At 41.4% G+C, this 21,775-nt stretch carries 16 protein-coding genes, 2 tRNA genes and 1 pseudogene; 3 read left to right on the top strand and 16 right to left on the bottom strand.

The window, feature by feature from the left end; all coding sequences use genetic code 11:
- The first annotated feature begins 84 nt into the window (after positions 1-84).
- A complete protein-coding gene (locus ACMZOO_RS13595) occupies positions 85-1,395 on the top strand; it encodes a glycoside hydrolase family 5 protein (RefSeq protein WP_440903867.1) in 1,311 nt (436 codons plus the stop codon).
- A 30-nt stretch (positions 1,396-1,425) separates the two neighbouring features.
- The gene (locus ACMZOO_RS13590) at positions 1,426-3,078 is read left to right on the top strand and encodes a family 43 glycosylhydrolase (protein WP_440903866.1); all 1,653 of its coding nucleotides are present in this window, start codon (positions 1,426-1,428) and stop codon (positions 3,076-3,078) included.
- Between the two features lie 883 nt (positions 3,079-3,961).
- Here the strand turns inward: ACMZOO_RS13590 and truB are convergent.
- From truB to rlmE, 13 genes and pseudogenes are all read right to left on the bottom strand, one after another.
- Positions 3,962-4,864: a tRNA pseudouridine(55) synthase TruB gene (gene truB / locus ACMZOO_RS13585; RefSeq protein WP_440903865.1), complete on the bottom strand. Its 903-nt coding sequence runs from the start codon at positions 4,862-4,864 to the stop codon at positions 3,962-3,964.
- 33 nt (positions 4,865-4,897) lie between these two features.
- Complete coding sequence (gene rbfA / locus ACMZOO_RS13580) at positions 4,898-5,323, bottom strand: 30S ribosome-binding factor RbfA (protein ID WP_440903864.1); 426 nt, start codon at positions 5,321-5,323, stop codon at positions 4,898-4,900.
- Positions 5,324-5,405: 82 nt separating this feature from the next.
- Positions 5,406-8,090, bottom strand: a complete 2,685-nt coding sequence (gene infB / locus ACMZOO_RS13575) for a translation initiation factor IF-2 (RefSeq protein ID WP_440903863.1) — start codon at positions 8,088-8,090, stop codon at positions 5,406-5,408.
- Between the two features lie 20 nt (positions 8,091-8,110).
- Entirely contained in the window at positions 8,111-9,619 is a 1,509-nt protein-coding gene (gene nusA, locus ACMZOO_RS13570; RefSeq protein WP_016954103.1) for a transcription termination factor NusA, read from the bottom strand.
- A gap of 24 nt (positions 9,620-9,643) precedes the next feature.
- A complete protein-coding gene (gene rimP / locus ACMZOO_RS13565; RefSeq protein WP_026016601.1) occupies positions 9,644-10,099 on the bottom strand; it encodes a ribosome maturation factor RimP in 456 nt (151 codons plus the stop codon).
- Between the two features lie 83 nt (positions 10,100-10,182).
- Positions 10,183-10,259: transfer RNA gene (locus tag ACMZOO_RS13560), tRNA-Met, on the bottom strand.
- Between the two features lie 76 nt (positions 10,260-10,335).
- Positions 10,336-10,421 (bottom strand) — tRNA-Leu (locus ACMZOO_RS13555).
- Between the two features lie 16 nt (positions 10,422-10,437).
- Positions 10,438-10,776: a preprotein translocase subunit SecG gene (gene secG, locus ACMZOO_RS13550; RefSeq protein WP_016954101.1), complete on the bottom strand. Its 339-nt coding sequence runs from the start codon at positions 10,774-10,776 to the stop codon at positions 10,438-10,440.
- Entirely contained in the window at positions 10,777-11,544 is a 768-nt protein-coding gene (gene tpiA, locus ACMZOO_RS13545) for a triose-phosphate isomerase (RefSeq protein ID WP_016954100.1), read from the bottom strand.
- An 87-nt stretch (positions 11,545-11,631) separates the two neighbouring features.
- Positions 11,632-12,965, bottom strand: a pseudogene (gene glmM / locus ACMZOO_RS13540) (phosphoglucosamine mutase).
- Between the two features lies 1 nt (position 12,966).
- The gene (gene folP, locus ACMZOO_RS13535; RefSeq protein ID WP_440903862.1) at positions 12,967-13,791 is read right to left on the bottom strand and encodes a dihydropteroate synthase; all 825 of its coding nucleotides are present in this window, start codon (positions 13,789-13,791) and stop codon (positions 12,967-12,969) included.
- Positions 13,792-13,844: 53 nt separating this feature from the next.
- Positions 13,845-15,803, bottom strand: coding sequence for an ATP-dependent zinc metalloprotease FtsH (gene ftsH, locus ACMZOO_RS13530; RefSeq protein ID WP_440903861.1), 1,959 nt, complete (start codon positions 15,801-15,803; stop codon positions 13,845-13,847).
- Positions 15,804-15,824: 21 nt separating this feature from the next.
- Complete coding sequence (gene rlmE / locus ACMZOO_RS13525; RefSeq protein WP_016954096.1) at positions 15,825-16,454, bottom strand: 23S rRNA (uridine(2552)-2'-O)-methyltransferase RlmE; 630 nt, start codon at positions 16,452-16,454, stop codon at positions 15,825-15,827.
- A gap of 83 nt (positions 16,455-16,537) precedes the next feature.
- Between rlmE and yhbY the strand changes: the two genes are divergently transcribed.
- On the top strand, positions 16,538-16,834 hold the full coding sequence (gene yhbY / locus ACMZOO_RS13520) for a ribosome assembly RNA-binding protein YhbY (RefSeq protein ID WP_016954095.1): 297 nt from the start codon (positions 16,538-16,540) through the stop codon (positions 16,832-16,834).
- A gap of 84 nt (positions 16,835-16,918) precedes the next feature.
- Here the strand turns inward: yhbY and greA are convergent, their stop codons facing one another.
- Genes greA through carA form a run of 3 tightly spaced genes read right to left on the bottom strand, consistent with a single transcriptional unit; the run spans position 16,919 to position 21,763 of the window.
- Entirely contained in the window at positions 16,919-17,395 is a 477-nt protein-coding gene (gene greA / locus ACMZOO_RS13515) for a transcription elongation factor GreA (protein WP_440903860.1), read from the bottom strand.
- Positions 17,392-20,613, bottom strand: coding sequence for a carbamoyl-phosphate synthase large subunit (carB, locus tag ACMZOO_RS13510; protein ID WP_440903859.1), 3,222 nt, complete (start codon positions 20,611-20,613; stop codon positions 17,392-17,394). Before carB ends, greA begins: the two co-directional genes overlap by 4 nt.
- A 22-nt stretch (positions 20,614-20,635) precedes the next feature.
- Entirely contained in the window at positions 20,636-21,763 is a 1,128-nt protein-coding gene (carA, locus tag ACMZOO_RS13505) for a glutamine-hydrolyzing carbamoyl-phosphate synthase small subunit (RefSeq protein ID WP_440903858.1), read from the bottom strand.
- Positions 21,764-21,775: the final 12 nt, after the last annotated feature.

The following is a 21,775-nucleotide window of genomic DNA, read 5'->3' as shown; positions in this document are numbered from 1 at the left end:
TTTTACTTTAACCCCTTTACGGAATAACGGTCAGTTACTCATTCTATTATTGTGTTAGCTCCTAACAATAACTAGCTAACAAAGATGATCAAAAAAATAATCCAACTCAGTAGCATAATAACCTGCCTGTTTTTAATACTTGCGTGTGGCGGCGGTAGTACACAAACAAAAACTTCGGTGGTCGAACAAATTCCAACTGAACAACAACCCGAACAACCAACAGAACCAAACACACCAGAAGATACTAATTCGCTGCAATACCCAAACTATAATACCAATCCATTAGCGGCTGATAGCAGCGGCATGCCAAGCAATGCCATGGAGCTCGCTGGCAAAATTCATTTAGGCTGGAACATAGGTAATACCATGGAAGCTCTAGGCAGTGAAACGGCTTGGGGTAACCCAATAGTTTCAGATGAGTTACTGCAACTCGTTAAACAAAGTGGTTTTAATGCGGTACGCATTCCAATTGCTTGGAACCAATACGCGAATCAAGATACAGCCGAAATCAGTCAACAATGGCTTGACCGAGTAAAACTTGTGGTGCAGCAAAGTATCAACAAGGATTTATATGTATTAATAAATGTTCATTGGGATGGCGGTTGGTTAGAAAACCATATAGAGCCTCAATACCAGCAAGCAGTAAATGCTAAACAACAAGCATTTTGGCAACAAATTGCTACACACCTGCGCGACTTTGATGAAAGATTATTATTTGCCAGTGCCAACGAACCAGCAGTCGAAACCGCAGCTCAAATGGCAGTATTAGACAGCTATCACCAAACTTTTGTTGATACTGTTAGAGCGACCGGCGGCAAAAATGCTTACAGAGTATTGGTTGTGCAAGGGCCAGTCACTGATATAGAAAAAACCAACAATCTATGGACAAAAATGCCAACAGACACTGTCGCCGATAGGTTAATGATGGAAGTGCATTTTTATAGCCCGTTCAATTTTGTGATGATGCGCGAACCAGAAACTTGGGGCAATCCATTTTATTATTGGGGCAAAGACAACTATTCAACCACCGACACTGAGTATAACCCAACTTGGGGTGAAGAAGCTTTTGTCGAACAAATGTTCGCCCTAATGAAAAGTCAGTTTGTTGATGCTGGCATTCCAGTATTACTTGGTGAATATTCGGCGATGCGCCGTAGCGAATTAGCTGCCGAGCAACAAGCATTACACAACACCTCTCGAGATTATTACCATGAGTTTGTAGTCGAGCAGGCTTTTATATATGGCTTAATTCCGTTCTTTTGGGATAACGGCAGCTTAGATAACTTTAATTCAGGTATTTTCGACCGTCACAATAACAAAGTTTTTGAACAAAATACCATAGATGCCTTGTTACGAGGTAAACAAGCGGGTTTGCCGCTAAGTCCTTACAACTAACTACCAAGAGAAAGCACTAAGAGAAATCACATGACTAATATCGATAAAAGAACTTTATTAAAATCTGTTGTCGCTTCAAGTTTATTATCACCTATCAGTGCATTTTCAGCGCCAGCATCAAAAGGTTGTGACAATACAGCAGCTAAAGCAAACCAGCCAAGCTGGCCAAAAGGGATTGAAGGTCAGCGCCAAGCAGATTTAGGCAATGGTTATTACTTAAACCCAATTATGCCGGGTGATTACCCAGATCCGACTGTTTTAAAAGATGGTGAAGATTATTACATGACGTTTTCATCGTTTGATAACTACCCAGGCATTGTTATCTGGCATTCAAAAGACTTAGTGAACTGGACGCCGATTGGCCCAGCTTTGCATACCAACATAGGCACAGTATGGGCACTGGATATTTGTAAACACCAAGATAGATATTATATCTACATACCGGCCGCTCCTGCGGGCAAACCTTGGGGAACTTACGTTATTTGGGCCGATAATATTGCAGGCCCTTGGAGCGAGCCAATTAACCTACATATAGATGGTTGTATCGATCCAGGCCATGCCGTGGGTGAAGATGGCAAACGCTATTTGTTTGTAAATGGCATTAGAAAAATAAAACTCAAAGACAATGGTTTGGAAACAGATGGAAAAGTTGAACCTGCCTACCAACCTTGGGTTTATCCTGACCATTGGATAACCGAAAATTTTGCTCCTGAAGGACCTAAAATAACGCGTTATAAAGACTATTTTTATTTAGTCACAGCAGTTGGTGGCACAGCTGGCCCAGTGACTGGCCATATGGTAATCGCCGCGCGGTCTAAATCCATCCATGGTCCATGGGAGCATTGCCCACATAATCCACTAGTGCGCAGTCAGTCGACTGAAGAACCTTGGTGGTCACGCGGGCATGCAACTTTAATTGAAGGGCCAAATAAAGATTGGTGGATGATTTACCACGGTTATGAAAATGGCTTTAGAACTTTGGGCAGACAAACCTTATTAGAGCCAATCGAATGGACTGATGATGGCTGGTTTAAAGCTAAAGGGGGTGACTTATCACAACCAATGAAAAAGCCGGCCAATATTCGTGGCGTTAAAAATGGATTGGCGCGCTCAGATGATTTTTCAACTAATAAGTTTGGTTTGCAGTGGGCTTTTCATAAGCCAAGCAACAATGAATTAGAACGCATAAATTATAGCAGCTTCAATTCAAAATCTGCTTTGAGCTTGGTTGCAGCTGGCACCAACCCAAGTAATTCTTCGCCTATGGTTTGTAATGCGGTAGATAGAAGTTATCAAGTTGAAGTTTCTATGATGCTTGAGGACAAAGCCGAAGCCGGTTTATTGCTGTTTTATAACCATAAAGCATTTGTTGGCATGGGCGCTGATGGCAATTCAATCAAGAGTTTTCAATATGCTGAAGAGCATCCGTGGGCGCGAATTCCAAATAAATCTAAGCAACTTAAGATGCGTTTAACCAATGATAACAATGTAATTACTTACCATTATTCGACAGATAATGGCGCTAGTTGGCAGCGTCATCCTACTAGAATGGAGGTGGCTGGTATTAACCATAATGTATTTGGTGGCTTTTTAAGTTTACGTATTGGTTTGTATTGCTGTGGTCAAGGGCGTGTGATTTTGCAAGATTTTAAATATCGCGCATTGTTGGTATATCTTGCTTAGGAGCCGCCACAAAGATAGCGCCGCTAAAAGCTTTGGCGAATTGTCGCCCACTGGAAGCATAATTTCCCAAAAGCGCTGTGCACCATCCATGGTCGCTCCCAAACGTCATCCCTGACGTTTGAAGTTTTGGGAATCAGCATTCCAGTTGGCTCTATCATCATACTAGGGTGTCGCTAAATCCTGTGGATTAACATTCGTCTGTTGAACAATAGAATACTGATAAAAGGAAATAAAAAAGTTTACGACGGCACAATTTAAGGAAAGTGCTAGAGCAATGACTTAGAGCAAAATCTCTTTTTCATGGATGAAAAAGCGAAGCGTACATGGAAGTATTTACAGCGTTTTTGCGATAGTTATGCTCTAGTGATTTCCGCATATAGCACTGTACTAGCAGCGCTTTAACCTCCGAGCTAAAAAGCCCACTGCAAGCATAATTTCCCAAAATCGCTGTGCCCCTCCATGGTCGCTCCCAAACGTCGTCCCAGACGTTTGAAGTTTTGGGAAATCAGCATTCCAGTTGGCTCTGTCATACTAGGGTGTCGCTAAACCTCGTAGCGCTATCGATTTTTGAGTACCTTTGTATACGGCACAATTTCTGTAGTGCCGATAGTGCTTACGTGAACTGGAATCCGGGAAAGTGCTAGAGCAATGACTTAGAGCAAAATCTCTTTTTCAGGGATGAAAAAGCGAAGCGTACATGGAAGTGTTTACAGCAACGCTATGTTAGGAAAGGTGGTGGTGATTGTTTTTCGCAAAACTTCCAATCGGTAGGGATACCGTTTGAGAGCGGGCCATGGATGGCCTTGCAGCGATTATGCGAAAAATATCACTATCAGCTTGACCTTAGTTACCACCAAATCAGCAGCAACCAAGAATTCAGTAACTAATTCTGACTCACTAATCTTTTCGGCTGCAAATTACGATTTTCTTCAAGCTCAGCAACACCCAACATAGAATTAGTCGACTCGCGATAAACACGATACGTGCCTAAGTCGCCTTCCAACCATTTGATACGTTGACCATTGCTAAATCTATCTGCCAACTCATCGGTTAACTGAATAACTGGAATATGCTGAATACCTGCATCCATAGGCAACAATTTTTCCGCCAACTCAGCTTCGCTCATAGCTTGTAAGGTAGGCAAATCGAACATAGGTAAGCCGTCAAAGCCAGTTACTTGAGTTCGACGCAATTGAATAACATGCGCCCCACAACCTAGCTTCTCGCCTAAATCATCCACTAAGGTGCGGATATAAGTACCTTTTGAACAATGTACTGTCATCTTCACATTAGGTAAGGCAATTTCATCGATTGTGATAGAAAAAATGTCAATTTGACGAATCGGTCTAGGTACATCAATGCCCTGACGTGCATAAAAATACAAAGGTTTACCTTGATATTTTAATGCTGAATAAATAGAAGGTTGCTGATCTTGTACCCCAACAAAACTTCCAACCATTTGGCGAATTTGCGCCTCGTCACAAGTCACGTCACGCGTTTCAACCACTTCACCTTCAGAATCAGAAGTTGTAGTACGTTCACCAAGCTTAGCTGTTACTTGATAAGTTTTATCCGCATCCAATAGAAACTGACTAAACTTAGTTGCTTCACCAAAACAGATAGGTAATAAACCAGTCGCTAACGGATCAAGCGCACCTGTATGCCCTGCTTTTTTTGCTGTGTATAAAAAGCGCACAGTTTGCAGCGCTTTATTTGAACTGATGTCTTGTGGCTTATCTAATAAAACAATGCCATTAATATCTATAAATGTGCGTTTATTCGCCACAATAATCCTCTAGCTATCTACTACTTATTACGATTAATCTTTAGCTTGCTCGTCGTCTTGCGCTTGTTCTGTATCTGCAGAATTAAACTGATCTGATTTTTGTTTATCAGTTTTCACCGCTTTATCAACCAACTCAGACATACGAATACCTTCATTTAAACTGGTATCCAAGACAAATTTAATTGAAGGAACGTGGCGCATGCGCAAACGTTTGGCCAACAAAGAACGGATATAAGGTGCTAATTCGTTTAATTGTTTAACACTGGTTTTAGCTTTTTCTTCATCTTGCAATAAAGACGAAATAAAGATTTTTGCGTAAGCTAAATCGCGTGACACTTCCACTTCAGAAATGGTCACCATGCCTACACGTGGGTCTTTAAGTTCACGTTGTAAAATTTGTGCAGTTTCTTTTTGCACTTGTTGAGCAACTCTATCGGCTCTGGAAAACTCTCTTGCCATAAACTTCTTAAACTCTATTGATATTGAGCGCAAAAAGGGGCCTTAGGCCCCTTTAAATACGTTACCTACAATAACTGAAGGATTATAGTTCGCGTTTAACTTCAACGATTTCAAATACTTCAATCATATCGCCGACTTTAACGTCGTTGTAGTTCTTAACGCCGATACCACATTCAGTACCGTTACGAACTTCGCCAACGTCATCTTTAAAGCGACGTAGTGATTCTAATTCACCTTCGTAAATTACTACGTTTTCACGTAATACACGGATTGGGTTATTACGTTTCACAACACCTTCAGTAACCATACATCCAGCAATCGCGCCAATCTTAGGTGAACGGAACACATCACGAACCTCAGCAAGACCGATAATTTCCTGTTTAAATTCAGGCTCTAACATACCAGTCATAGCTTTCTTAACTTCGTCAATTAGGTCATAAATAACACTGTAATAACGAAGTTCAACCGATTCAGTTTCAATGGTACGGCGCGCAGTTGCATCAGCACGAACGTTGAAACCTAAGATAATCGCTTGTGAAGCTGCAGCTAATGTTGCGTCAGTTTCAGTAATACCACCAACACCGCTACCGATAATTTTAACTTTAACTTCTTCAGTCGACAGTTTAGTTAACGAGTCAGAAATTGCTTCAAGTGAACCTTGAACGTCAGACTTAAGTACTATGTTAAGCTCTTTAACATCACCTTCAGTCATATTAGAGAACATATTCTCTAACTTAGCTTTCTGCTGACGTGCTAACTTAACTTCACGGAATTTACCTTGACGTTTAAGTGATACTTCACGTGCTTTTTTCTCATCTTTAACCGCAGTGGCTTCATCACCCGCTGCTGGTACACCAGAAAGACCTAAAATCTCAACTGGGATAGATGGGCCAGCTTCTTCTATGTCTACACCATTTTCGTCTTTCATCGCACGGATACGACCGTACTCTAAACCACATAAAATGATGTCACCTTTTTTCAAGCTACCAGACTGAACTAAGATACTTGCAACTGGACCACGACCTTTATCAAGTTTTGATTCAATAACCACACCTGATGCTAAACCTTCGTGAACCGCGTCAAGATCAAGCATTTCAGATTGTAATAGAATCGCTTCTAATAACTCATCAACACCTTGACCTGATTTTGCCGATACGTGACAGAACTGCACATCACCGCCCCAGTCTTCTGGGATTACGTCATGTTGCGCTAATTCGTTTTTAACACGATCCGGATCTGATTCTTCTTTATCTATCTTGTTCACAGCAACAACTAAAGGCACACCAGCTGCTTTAGCGTGCTGAACAGCCTCAACGGTTTGTGGCATTACACCATCGTCTGCTGCAACAACAAGCACTACGATATCAGTTGCTTTAGCACCACGAGCACGCATAGCGGTAAACGCGGCGTGACCAGGGGTATCTAAGAATGAAATCATACCTTGGTCTGTTTCAACGTGGTATGCACCAATATGCTGAGTAATACCACCAGCTTCGCCAGATGCAACTTTTGCACGACGAATATAATCAAGTAATGACGTTTTACCGTGGTCAACGTGACCCATTACAGTCACAACAGGTGGACGACGACGGATTTCAGTCTGCTCACCACGGTTTGCCAATAAATCTTCTTCTAACGCGTTTTCGCTAACCGCTTTACCAACGTGACCCATTTCATCGATAACTAACAATGCAGTTTCTTGATCGATAACTTGGTTAATCGTCACCATAGCACCCATTTTCATCATAACTTTGATGACTTCTGTGCCTTTTACTGCCATTTTTGCAGCTAAGTCTGCAACAGTAATGGTTTCGCCAACACGAACTTCATGTTGAGTTGGTGCAACTGGTTTTTGGAAGCTGTGTTGCATGTTTTTAGGCGTAGCAATTTTTTTGCGTTTACCTTTAACAGCACGACTACTCGCCTGTGCTTGCGCTTCTTCGTCTTTCTTAGAAGTTTTCTTCTTACGACGACGTGAACCTTTTTCTTCGCGACGGTCAGCTTCAGCTTCAGCTTCTTGTGCGTAACGAGAAGAATGGCTATGCACTTCTTTCTTCTCTTCTTCTTTACGACGCGCTTCTTCAGCAGCCCAACGCTCAGCGTTCTCTTCAGCTAAACGCTTAGCTTCTTCAGCAATACGTGCCGCTTCAGCTTCAACTTTTTTGCGCTCTTCTTCTTCTTTTTTCTTGCGTAAAGCAATTTCTTCTTCAGTCTCTACGTGTTTTGGCGCTTTTTTCGCTTCAGTTTTAACTGCTTTATCAGCTTCTTTCGCTGTTACTTCAGCTTGTGGAGCCTCTGCTTCACGTTTGGCTTTTTCTTCAGCTTCTTGCTTAGCTTTAGCTTCTGCAGCTTTTTTCGCAGCTTCTTCAGCTTCGCGCTTTGCTTGCTCTTCTGCTGCTTTTTTAGCGGCTTCTTCAGCTTCGCGTTTCGCTTGCTCTTCTGCTGCTTTCTCAGCTTCTACAGCGCTCGCTTTTACATAAGTACGCTTTTTGCGTACTTCAACTTGTACTGACTTAGCTTTGCCATGATTACCAGCAACACTCAATGTGCTTTTGGTTTTTCGTTGCAAAGTCATTTTACTTGGTTGTGAAGTAGGCTCTTCACCACCATGGTATTTGCTTAAATGCGTCAATAATGTTTGTTTTTCTTGCTCAGTTACTTGGCTATCTGCTGTTTTATTAATACCAGCTTCAGCAAATTGCTGTACTAGCTTATCAACCGATGTACCTACGTCTGCGGCAAGTTTATCTATCGAAACTTCTGACATTCAGTTCTACCTCCGCCGATTTATTCAGCTTCGTTCTCGCCACCAAACCAACAAATGTTACGGGCTTTCATGATTAATTCACCTGCGCTTTTCTCATCTAAGCCTTCTAAATCAGAGATATCGTCAATCCCCTGCTCGGCTAAGTCTTCTAAGGTACACACGCCTTTGCTGGCTAAAACAAATGCTGTATGGCGGTCAAGACCGTCTAGCGCCAGTAAATCTTCAGCTGGCTCGGTGTTTTCTAATGATTCTTCATTTGCTAAAGCCATAGTTGTTAAAGCTGCTTTAGCTCGGGTACGAAGCTCTTCAACAATGTCTTCATCAAATCCTTCAATATCCAGTAATTCGTTCACTGGTACGTATGCAATTTCCTCTAAGCTAGAGAATCCTTCTTCTACCAATACAGTGGCAAAGTCTTCATCAATGTCGAGTTTGTCAACAAACAATGACATTAACTTGTCATTCTCTGCCTGATGTTTCTCGTTCATATCCGCGACTGTCATCACATTGAGTTCCCAACCAGTCAATTGACTCGCTAGTCTTACATTCTGCCCGCTGCGTCCAATTGCTTGAGCTAAGTTATCCGCTTCCACAGCGATATCCATAGTGCCTTTGTCTTCATCAACAATAATTGATGCAACATCAGCTGGCGCCATAGCATTGATTACGTATTGAGCAGGGTTGTCGTCAAACAACACAATATCAATACGCTCACCATCTAGTTCACTTGAAACAGCTTGAACACGTGAACCACGCATACCAACACAAGCACCCACTGGGTCAATACGCTTGTCGTTAGTTTTAACCGCGATTTTTGCACGTGAACCTGGATCACGAGCTGCCGAACGAATTTCCAACATTTCTTCACCAATTTCTGGTACTTCGATACGGAATAGTTCAACTAGCATTTCAGGACGAGTACGGCTCATCATTAATTGTGGGCCACGCGCTTCTGGTTTGATATCAAATAATAAACCACGAACACGGTCGCCTGGACGGAAAGTTTCGCGTGGTAATAATTCTTCACGACGAATAATAGCTTCAGCGTTGCTGCCTAAATCTAAAATCACACCTTCACGACCTGATTTTTTCACCACACCAGTTAAAAGTTCACCAACTTTTTCTTCGTATTCTTCAACGATTTGTGCGCGCTCAGCTTCACGTACTTTTTGTACTATTACTTGTTTAGCTGTTTGTGTCGTAATACGGTCAAATTCAATAGATTCGATTTCTTCTTCTACATATTCGCCTAATTGAATTTCTGGATTTTCGTATTGCGCCGCTTCTAAACCAATTTCAGAAAATGGGTTTTCTAAACGATTACCTGTGTCTTCAACCACCATCCAACGACGGAAAGTAACAAAGTCACCGGTTTTACGGTCGATACTCACACGAATTTCGATATCACCTTCGTACTTTTTCTTAGTGGCCATAGATATAGCCGATTCCAACGCTTGGAAAATTTTCTCACGAGGAACCGCTTTTTCATTTGATACAGCTTCCGCTACTAACAAGATCTCTTTGTTCATTATTCAGCCTCGCTACCAGTGTTCCTAGAATTGTGGAACTACTTGTGCCTTTTCAATATTTTTAAATGGAATCTCATACTCTGCATCGTCAACTTCCAATACGATGCAGTTATTTTCAATGCTATTTAGTTTGCCGCTAAATTTACGGCGCCCTTCAATTGGCATTTTGGTTTTGACGTTTAACTTTGCGCCTACATAAGCTGGATATTGCTCAGCTTTAAACAAGACTCTATCCATACCCGGCGAAGAAACTTCTAAGACATATTCGCCGCTAATTGGATCTTCTACATCCAGCATTGAGCCAACTTGGCGGCTCACCTCAGCGCAATCATCAACACCAATGCCATTTTCATGGTCAATATAAACTCTCAAGACTGAGTTTTTCCCCGCTCGGAAGAACTCTAAACCCCAAAAGGTAAAGCCTGTAACAGCTACAGCTTGAGCAACTAGGCTATCAAGCTTGATATCTTGTTTTGACAAAATGACCTCTGATTTTTCAAAACACAAAATAAAAAGCCCCGAACTTGCGACCGGGGCTTCTCAAACACATAAATAAAACCGGTTGGTTGCGGGGGCTGGATTTGAACCAACGACCTTCGGGTTATGAGCCCGACGAGCTACCAAGCTGCTCCACCCCGCGTCAATGGCAAGCATTATAGTGATTCAAATTGTTAAATTCAAACCTAATACTTGCACCGGTGTTACTTTTTTATATTTGGTGCCGTGGGCGGGACTTGAACCCGCACGAGCTAAGCTCACCACCCCCTCAAGATGGCGTGTCTACCAATTCCACCACCACGGCAAAAGCAAATTTGCTTTTATTCAGGGATCTCGTTAGTTGCTTGTTCAGCAGCAGGGATCTCTTCATTTACACTCTGCTCAACAGCAGGTGCTTGCAAATCTGAAAACTCATCAGTCGTTTCAGCTTTTTTCGCTGACATGCCGCCTAATAACAAACATAAGATAAAAAAGATTGTTGCTAATACTGAAGTGGATTTAGTTAAAAAGTTACCCGCACCTGAAGAACCAAATACAGTACTTGAACCACCTGAGCCAAAAGAAGCGCCCATATCAGCACCTTTACCTTGCTGAATTAAAATAAATCCAATTAAGGCAACCGATACTACTATGTATACAAAAATTAAAACTTCAAACATCTATTTCACCAAAGCCGCTTGACATATTTTTATAAATTTTTCTGGAACCAAACTGGCACCACCAATTAAACCACCATCAATATCTGGCTGACTAAACATAACATCAGCGTTATCAGGGGTTACACTTCCACCGTATAAAATACGTATACTTTGTGCTGTTTCAGCACAAATTGCACCAATCATGCCTCGAATAAATCTATGCACTTCTTGAGCTAGTTTTGGTGATGCTGGTTTACCTGTGCCTACAGCCCAAATTGGCTCATAAGCTATGATACAATCTTTAATCGCATCTATCCCACCTAAGTGCAGAATGGTTTCAATTTGCGCAGTTAAACGCGAATATGTTTTACCTTGTTCATGCTCTTCTGTGGTTTCACCAACACAAAGTACCGGCTTCATACCTAAACTTTGTGCTTTAATAAATTTCTGCGCCGTTGTTTTAGAACTTTCGTTAAACAATGAACGTCTTTCAGAGTGGCCACAAATCACCCAATTACAACCACTTTCTTTGGCTAAATGGGCGGATATTTCACCTGTGTAAGCACCGCAGTCTAATTCATTGATATTTTGTGCAGCTAGAAAAACATTCACATCTAGCTGCTTAATCGCATTATCAACATAACTATATAAAGTTGCCGGTGGACTAAGCACTACATCCAACTGTTGGTCGACACCTGACTGTTTAATTTGTTGTAGCAAACTGTCAACTAACTGTCTGCTACCATTCATTTTCCAGTTAGCTGCAACAACTGGCTTGCGTCTTGTCATAACCACTCCGTCTAAAAGCGGCCGAGATTGTAACTATCATCTGACATGGTTACAAGAAAAATTACAATTAAAAATCAAAACAGAAGATTATTTGACCGCTTGTTCAACTGCTGACGCAATTGATTTTGCATGATCTTCTACTAGAGTTGCATTTTCACCCTCAACCATAACACGAATAACTGGCTCAGTACCGGATTTACGCATCAGTACACGGTATCACCTAAACTTGCTTCTACATCCGCAACCGCTTGTTTAACTAAGTCAGTTTCTAATGGCTCTTGACCATCCGCGTATCGAACATTGATTAGAGTTTGTGGATATTTATCCATACCTAAACTCAGTTCATATAAGGACATTTCTGAGGTTTGCATTGCACGTAGAACTTGTAAACCAGAAATAATACCGTCACCAGTAGAGGTTGAATGTAAATTGATAATATGACCTGAGCTTTCACCGCCTATGTACCAACCGTTTTGTTGTAATAATTCAAGTACGTATCTGTCGCCTACTTTACTACGAGCAAATGGAATACCTAAACGCTTAACACCAATTTCCATGCCTAAGTTGCTCATTACAGTACCAACAACTCCACCATGCATTTCACCACGGCGCAGTGCATCACGCGCAATAATAAAGACTAATTGGTCACCATCAATTACATTGCCTTTATGGTCAACCATCATTAAACGGTCACCATCACCATCTAAAGCAAAACCTACATCAGCTTGGGTTTCTAATACTTTTTCTTGCAAAGCTTTTAATGAGGTTGCGCCACAATTCAAATTGATATTGACGCCATCCGGAGACGTACCAATTTCAATCACTTCAGCGCCAAGTTCACGTAAAACATTTGGCGCTATGTGATAAGTCGCACCATTGGCACAATCAACAACAATTTTTAAACCTTTCAGAGACATATCTGACGGATAGCGACTTTTACAGAATTCGATATATCGACCCGCTGCGTCATCTATACGCCTAGCTTTACCTAACTTAGAAGACTCAACAATCGTCATAGGCTTGTTGATTTCAGCTTCAATTGCTAATTCGATTTCATCCCCTAACTTAGTACCATTGCGCGAGAAGAATTTAATACCATTATCTTGGTAAGGATTGTGTGATGCGCTAATAACAATACCTGCATCCGCTCTAAATGTACGGCTTAAGTAAGCGATGGCAGGCGTTGGCATAGGACCTAATAAACCAATATTTACCCCTGCAGCAGACAAACCGGATTCTAGTGCAGACTCCAACATATAACCGGAAATACGCGTATCTTTACCAATTAAAACTTTATGTGTACCTTGGCTAGATAATACTCGACCAACGGCCCAACCTAATTTCATGACAAACTCAGGGGTAATAACCCCTTTACCTACTTCACCACGAATACCGTCGGTTCCAAAATATTGTCTACTCATTTTATTGCTCCTTTAAAGTGGCAGCCACTACTGCCATAGCATCTATCGTCTGTGCGACATCATGCACTCTTATTATATTTGCGCCTTTCATTGCAGCTATTGTAGCAGCAGCAACACTGGCATCAATTCGTTCTGCAGGCTCTTTTGCCGTAGCAGCGCCCAACATGGATTTACGTGATAAACCAGCTAACACCGGATAACCTAACTGTTGAAACTGCTCAAACTGCTGCAACATTTGATAATTTTGTTCAACCGACTTACCAAAACCAAAACCTGGGTCAATGCAAATACGCTGTGGGTTAATCCCCATATCAACACAAGCTTGAATGCGTTGTTGCAAAAAGTCGTTTACTTCATCCACAACATTGCTGTATTGAGTGTTTTGTTGCATGGTACGTGGGTTGCCACGCATATGCATTAAACACACATCTACCTCTGAAGCTGCAACTACGCTTAATGCTTCAGGCTCAGCAAGTGCGCGTACATCATTAATCATGTCTGCACCTAGGTTAATCGCTTCAGCCATCAACTGGGGTTTATAGGTATCAATGGATACATAAGTATTAAATTCTTGTTTGATACGCTCTAAAACAGGTAAAACACGCTGCATCTCTTGCTCTAATGGCACATATTCAGCACCAGGGCGAGTTGACTCTCCACCTATATCGATAATGTCCACACCTAAATCCAACATTTGCTGGCAGTGTTTAAGTGCTGAATCTAATAAATGGAAATGACCACCATCACTGAAACTGTCAGGCGTAACATTGAGTATACCCATGACAAGCGGGCGAGAAGATTGATGAATAAGCTGTTGTATTTTCATTAATGGGTATAAATATTAAAAAGCCCCGTTAAGGGGCTTTTTGTTTAAAGCTATTATTTTGCGGTTAAATCGTCAGTGTCTGACGTAACGCTTTGCTCTGGCTTAGATTGTTCCGCTGAATCAGCTTTTGATTCTGCTGCAGTATCAGAGCCTGATTTAGGTGGTTGGTTGTCTTGATCTTTAGTCCAGTCTTGCGGTGGACGTACATCACGACGCGCCATTAAATCATCAATTTGTTTTGCATCTATGGTTTCATACTTCATTAAAGCATCTTTCATAGTATGCAAAATATCTATGTTTTCATTTAGCAAGCTTTCGGCTAACTGATAATTGCGATCTAACACAGTGCGAACTTCAACATCAATTGCTTTGGCCGTTTCATCTGACATACTCTTAGATTTTGCAGAGCTACGTCCCATGAATACTTCACCTTCTTCATCAGCGTATAAAATTGGCCCCATGGTTTCTGATAGACCCCATTGAGTGACCATTTTACGTGCAATTTCGGTAGCTCTTTCAATGTCGTTTGAAGCACCTGTGGTTACTTTATCCATGCCATAGATGATTTTTTCAGCTAATCGACCACCGTACAAACTCGCAATCATGCTTTCTAAATGCTGTTTGCTATGGCTTACTCTGTCTTGCTCCGGCAAGTACATAGTCACACCTAAGGCACGACCACGCGGAATAATACTCACTTTGTAAACTGGATCATGCTCAGGTACTAAACGACCGACAATAGCATGGCCAGCTTCGTGATAAGCTGTCATTTCTTTTTCTGACTCGCTCATCACCATAGATTTACGCTCTGCGCCCATCATTATCTTGTCTTTGGCTTTTTCGAACTCTTCCATTGAAACAAGACGTTTGTTGTTACGCGCAGCAAATAATGCGGCTTCATTCACTAAGTTTGCTAAATCTGCACCAGAGAAACCCGGTGTACCACGTGCAATTAAAGATGCTTCAACATCATCACCTAAAGGCACTTTACGCATGTGTACTTTTAAAATGTGCTCACGGCCACGAACATCAGGTAAGCCAACCACAACCTGACGGTCAAAACGACCAGGACGCAATAATGCAGGGTCAAGTACATCTGGACGGTTAGTCGCCGCAATTACGATAATACCTTCGTTGCCTTCAAAACCATCCATCTCAACTAACATTTGGTTAAGTGTTTGCTCACGTTCATCATGACCACCACCTAGACCAGCACCACGTTGACGACCTACTGCATCAATTTCATCGATAAAAATGATACAAGGCGCAGATTTTTTTGCTTGGTCGAACATATCTCGTACACGTGAAGCACCAACACCAACAAACATTTCAACAAAGTCTGAACCAGAAATAGTAAAGAAAGGTACTTTCGCTTCACCCGCTATTGCTTTAGCTAACAAAGTTTTACCAGTACCAGGAGGACCCACCATCAATACGCCTTTAGGAATTTTACCGCCTAATTTTTGGAATTTGCTTGGGTCTTTTAAGTAATCAACTAATTCTGTTACTTCTTCTTTTGCTTCGTCACAACCAGCAACATCAGCAAAAGTAGTTTTAATTTGGTCTTCGCTCATTAAGCGCGCTTTGCTTTTGCCAAATGACATAGCGCCTTTACCGCCGCCTCCTTGCATTTGACGCATGAAGAATATCCACACTGCGATAAGCAAAATCATTGGGAACCAAGAAATAAAAATGGTTCCTAGTAAACTAGGCTCTTCAGGTTCTATGCCTTCTACTTTTACATTTTTATTTAATAATTCGTCTAATATTTTGTCGTCACGCATTGGGAACACTGTTTCAAACTTGTCGCCAGTTCTGCGTGTGCCAATAATTACCCCTGTCTGCGGGTCAATTTTAACTTCACGCACCATGCCTTGATCAACTTCTTTTACGAAGGTGCTGTATTCCACTTTTCGTTCAGAGCCACCACCAGGTGAAAAACTCTGAAACACGGTCATTAACACAACAGCAATAACGACCCATAAAATTAAGTTTTTTGCCATATCACTCAAGACACTAACCTCTTTGTCGACTTAATATTTGAAACCAGATGCTACAAAATACACTTCACGTGAACGGCCACGCGACGAATCTGGTTTGCGAATTTTGACCTGCTTAAATGCACTTCTAACATCTTTTAGAAATGGATCGAAACCCGCTCCCTGAAAAACTTTTACTACAAATTTACCATCTTTTTTCAGTACTTGTTTGCACATATCTAGTGCTAATTCTACCAAGTACATGGATCTTGCCTGATCTACTGTTTCGTTGCCACTCATATTTGGCGCCATATCCGACAACAATACATCAACACACTTACCCTGTATACGATCTAACAGTGCATTTAGCACAGCTTCTTCACGAAAATCACCTTGCAGGAAATCTACCCCAGCAATTGAGTCCATTTCGAGTATGTCACAAGCAATCACATCACCTTTTTGGCCAACTTGCTCAACAGCGTATTGCGACCATCCACCCGGTGCAGCACCAAGATCCACCACAGTCATAGCTGGGCGAAACAGTTTATCTTTATTGTGAATTTCTTCTAATTTGAACACAGCACGAGAACGTAGACCCATTTTGCGTGCTTTTTGCACATAGTGGTCATCGTGATGCTCTTTTAACCAGCGTTTACTACTGGCGGATTTCTTTTTCTGTACCATTATAAGTGGGTTTAATTAGTAATACGCTTTAGATGGCGTTAAAATACCGAAAATTCAAGCTTTGTCATCCAAAAAGTGAAAATATGAACTTATCCACTAAACAGAAACAATATTTAAAAGGTTTAGCACATTCGCTCAAACCTGTCGTGCAACTTGGTAATAACGGTTTAACTGAAGGCGTTTTAGCTGAAGTCGAAAACGCTTTGAGCCATCACGAATTAATTAAAGTTAAAATTCCAACCGATGAACGCGATCTTAAAAAAGCCATCATAGACGCAATTGTGCGTGAAACTCAAGCCTTTCACGTACAAACTATCGGCCATACGTTAATTTTGTATAAAGCTTCAGAAGAGAAAAAGATCACCCTTCCTAAAGCTTAATTCGATTAACTTTTCTATCATCAAAAAGTTAACTACAAAAAAGCCGACGTTAAGTCGGCTTCTTTATTCAAATAATCATTCGAGCTAAATATATTCAACTTTAATGATTTCATACTCAACTTCACTTGAAGGTGTTGTTAGAGTAAAGGCGTCGTCAATTTCTTTGCCTATCATGGCACGCGCAATTGGTGAGTTTACTGAAATTAATTTTTTCTTAATATCAGCTTCATCATCACCAACAATTCGATAAGTTACTTCGTCGCCCGTTTCGACATTTTCAATACTAACGGTTGCACCAAAAATAACTCGACCATTATTTGGCATTTTGGTCACATCAATAATTTGTGCATTTGATAACTTAGCTTCAATTTCTTGAATGCGACCTTCACAAAAACCCTGCTGCTCACGTGCAGCATGGTATTCAGCGTTTTCTTTTAAATCGCCGTGTTCACGTGCGTCAGCAATAGCCGCAATAATTTGCGGCCGTTTAACACGTTTAAGATCTTCAAGTTCGGCTTTAAGTGCTTCTGCACCTAAAACTGTCATTGGAAATTGATTCATGCTTCTACCCTTTGATGTAACGACTGTACAGAGTTAACCACATTTCTATCGTCAGCTTCATGCGCTAAACAAGTAGCGAATGCTGCATTTAACGTAGTTGTGTAGTTTACTTTATAACGTAAAGCGCCACGACGAATTGGTACAGAATCAGTAATAGCCTGACGACCTTCTGTGGTGTTTACAATATAGGTATACTCACCGTTTTTAATACGGTCAACTATATGTGGGCGACCTTCAGAAACTTTATTAACTGTACGTACTTCGATACCCGCTTCTTCAATGATAACCGCAGTACCTTTAGTTGCATCAATTTGATAACCAATTTTGGTTAACTCTTTTGCAAGCTCAGCAACACGTTTTTTATCGCTGTCACGAACAGATAATAAAACACGGCCTGTTTTTGGCACTGAATCACCGGCGCCTAAACGAGATTTAGCAAAGGCCTCAGCGAATGTATCACCAATACCCATAACCTCACCAGTAGAGCGCATTTCCGGGCCTAAGATAGGGTCTACACCTGGGAATTTGTTAAATGGAATAACTACTTCTTTAACTGAGTAATAAGGTGGAATAATTTCTTTAGTTACACCTTGCTGGGTTAAAGACTGGCCAACCATAACACGAGCAGCAACTTTAGCTAATGGAATAGCAGTCGCTTTCGATACAAACGGCACAGTACGTGCTGCACGCGGGTTAACTTCAATTAAATAAATTTCGTTATCTTTAACTGCGAACTGAGTGTTCATCAAGCCGATTACGTTTAATTCAAATGCAAGCTTAGTTACTTGCTCACGTAAACCGTCTTGAATTTCTTGCCTTAAAGAATATGGAGGTAATGAACAGGCTGAGTCACCAGAGTGAACACCCGCTTGTTCGATATGTTCCATAATACCGCCAATCACAACTTTTTCGCCGTCACAGATAGCGTCGATATCTACTTCAATCGCGTCATCTAAGAAACGGTCTAACAATACTGGAGAGTCGTTAGAAACTTTTACTGCTTCATTCAAATAACGTTTTAAGTCGTTAATATCGTAAACAATTTCCATTGCACGACCACCTAATACATAAGATGGACGAACAACTAATGGGAAGCCGATATCAGCTGCGTTAGCCAAAGCTTCTTCCATGGTTTTAACTGTTGCATTTGGTGGCTGTTTTAAGCCTAAACGCTCAATTGCTTGTTGGAAACGTTCACGGTCTTCTGCTCGGTCAATAGCATCTGGTGAAGTACCGATAATAGGCACACCATTGGCTTCTAACGCACGTGCTAGTTTAAGTGGAGTTTGACCACCGTACTGAACGATTACACCTTTAGGTTTTTCTAAACGAACAATCTCAAGTACGTCTTCTAAAGTAACAGGCTCGAAGTATAAACGGTCTGAAGTATCGTAGTCAGTTGATACGGTTTCAGGATTACAGTTAACCATAATAGTTTCGTAACCGTCTTCACGCAATGCCATAGCAGCATGTACACAGCAGTAGTCGAACTCAATACCTTGACCGATGCGGTTAGGGCCACCACCTAATACGATAATTTTATCTTTATCAGTTGGTTGCGCTTCACACTCTTCGTCATAGCTTGAATACATATAAGCAGTAGAAGTAGAGAATTCTGCCGCACAAGTATCAACACGCTTGTAAACCGGGAAGATTTCAAATTGTTGACGTTTTTTACGTACTTCGCTTTCAGCAACACCAATTAAGTCAGCGATGCGAATATCAGCAAAACCTTTACGTTTTAAGCTGTATAAGAAATCTTTATCTAAACCAGCTAAACCTTTATCAGAGATTGCTTTCTCTGACTTGATAATATCTTCGATTTGTACCAAGAACCATTTATCAATTTTGGTAATAGCAAAAATTTCGTCAATCGACCAACCAGCACGGAATGCATCAGCTATGTACCAAATACGCTCTGCACCTGGCTCTTTCAATTCGTGGCGAATTTTCGCTTTTGATGCTGGATCAGTGATATCGATAATAGGATCAAAACCACTTACACCTACTTCTAAACCACGTAACGCTTTTTGCATTGACTCTTGTTGGTTACGGCCGATTGCCATAACTTCACCAACAGATTTCATCTGTGTGGTTAGACGGTCGTTTGCACCAGCAAATTTTTCGAAGTTGAATCTTGGGATCTTAGTTACAACATAATCGATTGAAGGCTCAAAGGATGCAGGTGTTTTGCCGCCAGTAATGTCGTTGTCTAATTCATCCAGCGTATAACCTACAGCTAATTTAGCCGCGATTTTAGCAATTGGGAAACCAGTTGCTTTTGAGGCTAATGCTGATGAACGAGATACACGAGGGTTCATCTCAATGATAACCATACGGCCAGTATCTGGGTTGATACCAAACTGCACGTTTGAACCACCAGTTTCTACGCCGATTTCACGCAATACTGCCATAGAGGCATTACGCATGATTTGATATTCTTTATCAGTTAAGGTTTGTGCTGGCGCAACTGTAATAGAGTCACCAGTGTGAACACCCATAGGATCAAAGTTTTCAATAGAACAAACAATGATACAGTTGTCTTTTTTGTCACGAACCACTTCCATTTCGTACTCTTTCCAACCAATTAATGATTCATCAATCAATAATTCGTTAGTTGGTGAAAGGTCTAAACCACGAGTACAAATTTCTTCGAATTCTTCAACGTTATAGGCGATACCACCACCAGAACCACCCATAGTAAACGATGGACGGATAATACATGGGAAGCCGATGCGTGATAATACATCCATAGCTTCGTCCATTGAGTGTGCTGTTTCAGCACGTGGACACTCAAGGCCGATGTTTTTCATCGCTTTATCGAAACGCTCACGGTTTTCAGCTTTGTCGATTGCATCAGCAGTTGCGCCGATTAATTCACAACCGAATTTAGCTAAAACACCATGACGGTCTAAATCAAGCGCACAGTTTAGTGCAGTTTGACCACCCATAGTTGGTAATACAGCGTCTGGACGCTCTTTTTCAATAATTTTAGCAACCACTTCCCAATGGATTGGCTCAATATAAGTTGAGTCAGCCATTTCCGGATCAGTCATAATAGTTGCAGGGTTAGAGTTAACTAAAATAACTCGATAACCTTCTTCTCTTAAAGCTTTACAGGCTTGTGTTCCTGAATAGTCAAATTCACAGGCCTGACCGATAACAATAGGGCCAGCTCCAAGAATCAAAATACTTTTTATATCAGTACGTTTTGGCATTGCAGTCTCTCTATCTGGCTCGTTATTTAGCTTTTGCAGCTTGCATTAACTCAATAAAGTGGTCGAATAAAACCGCCGCCTCATGTGGGCCTGGGCTAGCTTCAGGGTGACCTTGGAAGCTAAACGCTGGTTTATCCGTGCGATGAATACCTTGCAAAGTACCGTCAAACAAAGATTTATGTGTTGCAACTAAGTTTGCTGGTAGTGAAGCTTCATCAACCGCAAAACCATGGTTTTGGCTGGTAATCATAACCACACCTGACTCTATGTCTTGCACTGGGTGGTTAGCACCATGGTGGCCGAACTTCATTTTTTGAGTTTGTGCACCGCTGGCTAATGCCAACAATTGGTGGCCTAAACAAATACCGAATACTGGAATATCAGTTTCTAGAATTTGTTTAATTGCAGCAATTGCATAATCACATGGCTCTGGGTCACCAGGTCCATTTGATAAGAAAATTCCGTCTGGGTTCATTGCTAACACTTCGCTTGCCGGAGTTTGTGCAGGTACAACAGTTAAGTCGCAACCACGGTCTGCCAACATACGTAAAATGTTACGTTTTACCCCAAAATCATAAGCAACTACTTTAAACTGTTTTTCAGTTTGAACTTGGTGGCCTTCGCCTAATTGCCAAGTTTTTTCATTCCATTGGTAGCTTTCAGTTACTGTTACTTCTTTGGCTAAATCCATGCCTTTCAAACCAGGGAAAGCTTTTGCAGCCGCTAATGCTTTCTCTGCATCGTCGCCAACGATAATTGCACCGTTCTGTGCGCCTGTTTCGCGTAATACACGTGTTAAGCGGCGAGTATCTATATCCGCAATAGCAACTATACCGCGCGCTTGCAAATACTCTGATAAGCTTTGTTGATTTCTGAAGTTTGAAGCTAGTAGTGGAAGATCGCGAATAACTAAGCCTTTAGCCCAAATGTTTGCAGATTCTTCGTCTTCTGCATTGGTACCTGTGTTACCAATATGAGGATAGGTTAAAGTTACGATCTGCTCAGCATAGGATGGATCGGTTAATATTTCCTGATAACCTGTCATAGAAGTATTAAATACTACTTCACCAACAGACATCCCCTCAGCACCAATTGAGGTGCCCTTGAATACAGTGCCATCTTGTAGCACTAGCAAGGCGGTTTCAGCCAAAACGACCTCCTG

It is taken from the genome of Catenovulum sp. SX2, from assembly GCF_052056295.1.
Taxonomy (GTDB): Bacteria; Pseudomonadota; Gammaproteobacteria; order Enterobacterales; family Alteromonadaceae; genus Catenovulum.
The sequence above is the reverse complement of the archived record's forward strand: the minus strand, read 5'-3'. Positions and strand labels throughout refer to the sequence as shown.

What these genes read in the sequence shown, in the direction of transcription:
- rbfA (WP_440903864.1), bottom strand. Translation starts at nt 5,323, where the DNA reads ATGGCAAGAGAGTTTTCCAGAGCCGATAGAGTTGCTCAACAAGTGCAA.
- secG (WP_016954101.1), bottom strand. Translation starts at nt 10,776, where the DNA reads ATGTTTGAAGTTTTAATTTTTGTATACATAGTAGTATCGGTTGCCTTA.
- nusA (WP_016954103.1), bottom strand. Translation starts at nt 9,619, where the DNA reads ATGAACAAAGAGATCTTGTTAGTAGCGGAAGCTGTATCAAATGAAAAA.
- tpiA (WP_016954100.1), bottom strand. Translation starts at nt 11,544, where the DNA reads ATGACAAGACGCAAGCCAGTTGTTGCAGCTAACTGGAAAATGAATGGT.
- ACMZOO_RS13590 (WP_440903866.1), top strand. Translation starts at nt 1,426, where the DNA reads ATGACTAATATCGATAAAAGAACTTTATTAAAATCTGTTGTCGCTTCA.
- ACMZOO_RS13595 (WP_440903867.1), top strand. Translation starts at nt 85, where the DNA reads ATGATCAAAAAAATAATCCAACTCAGTAGCATAATAACCTGCCTGTTT.
- infB (WP_440903863.1), bottom strand. Translation starts at nt 8,090, where the DNA reads ATGTCAGAAGTTTCGATAGATAAACTTGCCGCAGACGTAGGTACATCG.
- rlmE (WP_016954096.1), bottom strand. Translation starts at nt 16,454, where the DNA reads ATGGTACAGAAAAAGAAATCCGCCAGTAGTAAACGCTGGTTAAAAGAG.
- carB (WP_440903859.1), bottom strand. Translation starts at nt 20,613, where the DNA reads ATGCCAAAACGTACTGATATAAAAAGTATTTTGATTCTTGGAGCTGGC.
- greA (WP_440903860.1), bottom strand. Translation starts at nt 17,395, where the DNA reads ATGAATCAATTTCCAATGACAGTTTTAGGTGCAGAAGCACTTAAAGCC.
- folP (WP_440903862.1), bottom strand. Translation starts at nt 13,791, where the DNA reads ATGAAAATACAACAGCTTATTCATCAATCTTCTCGCCCGCTTGTCATG.
- yhbY (WP_016954095.1), top strand. Translation starts at nt 16,538, where the DNA reads ATGAACTTATCCACTAAACAGAAACAATATTTAAAAGGTTTAGCACAT.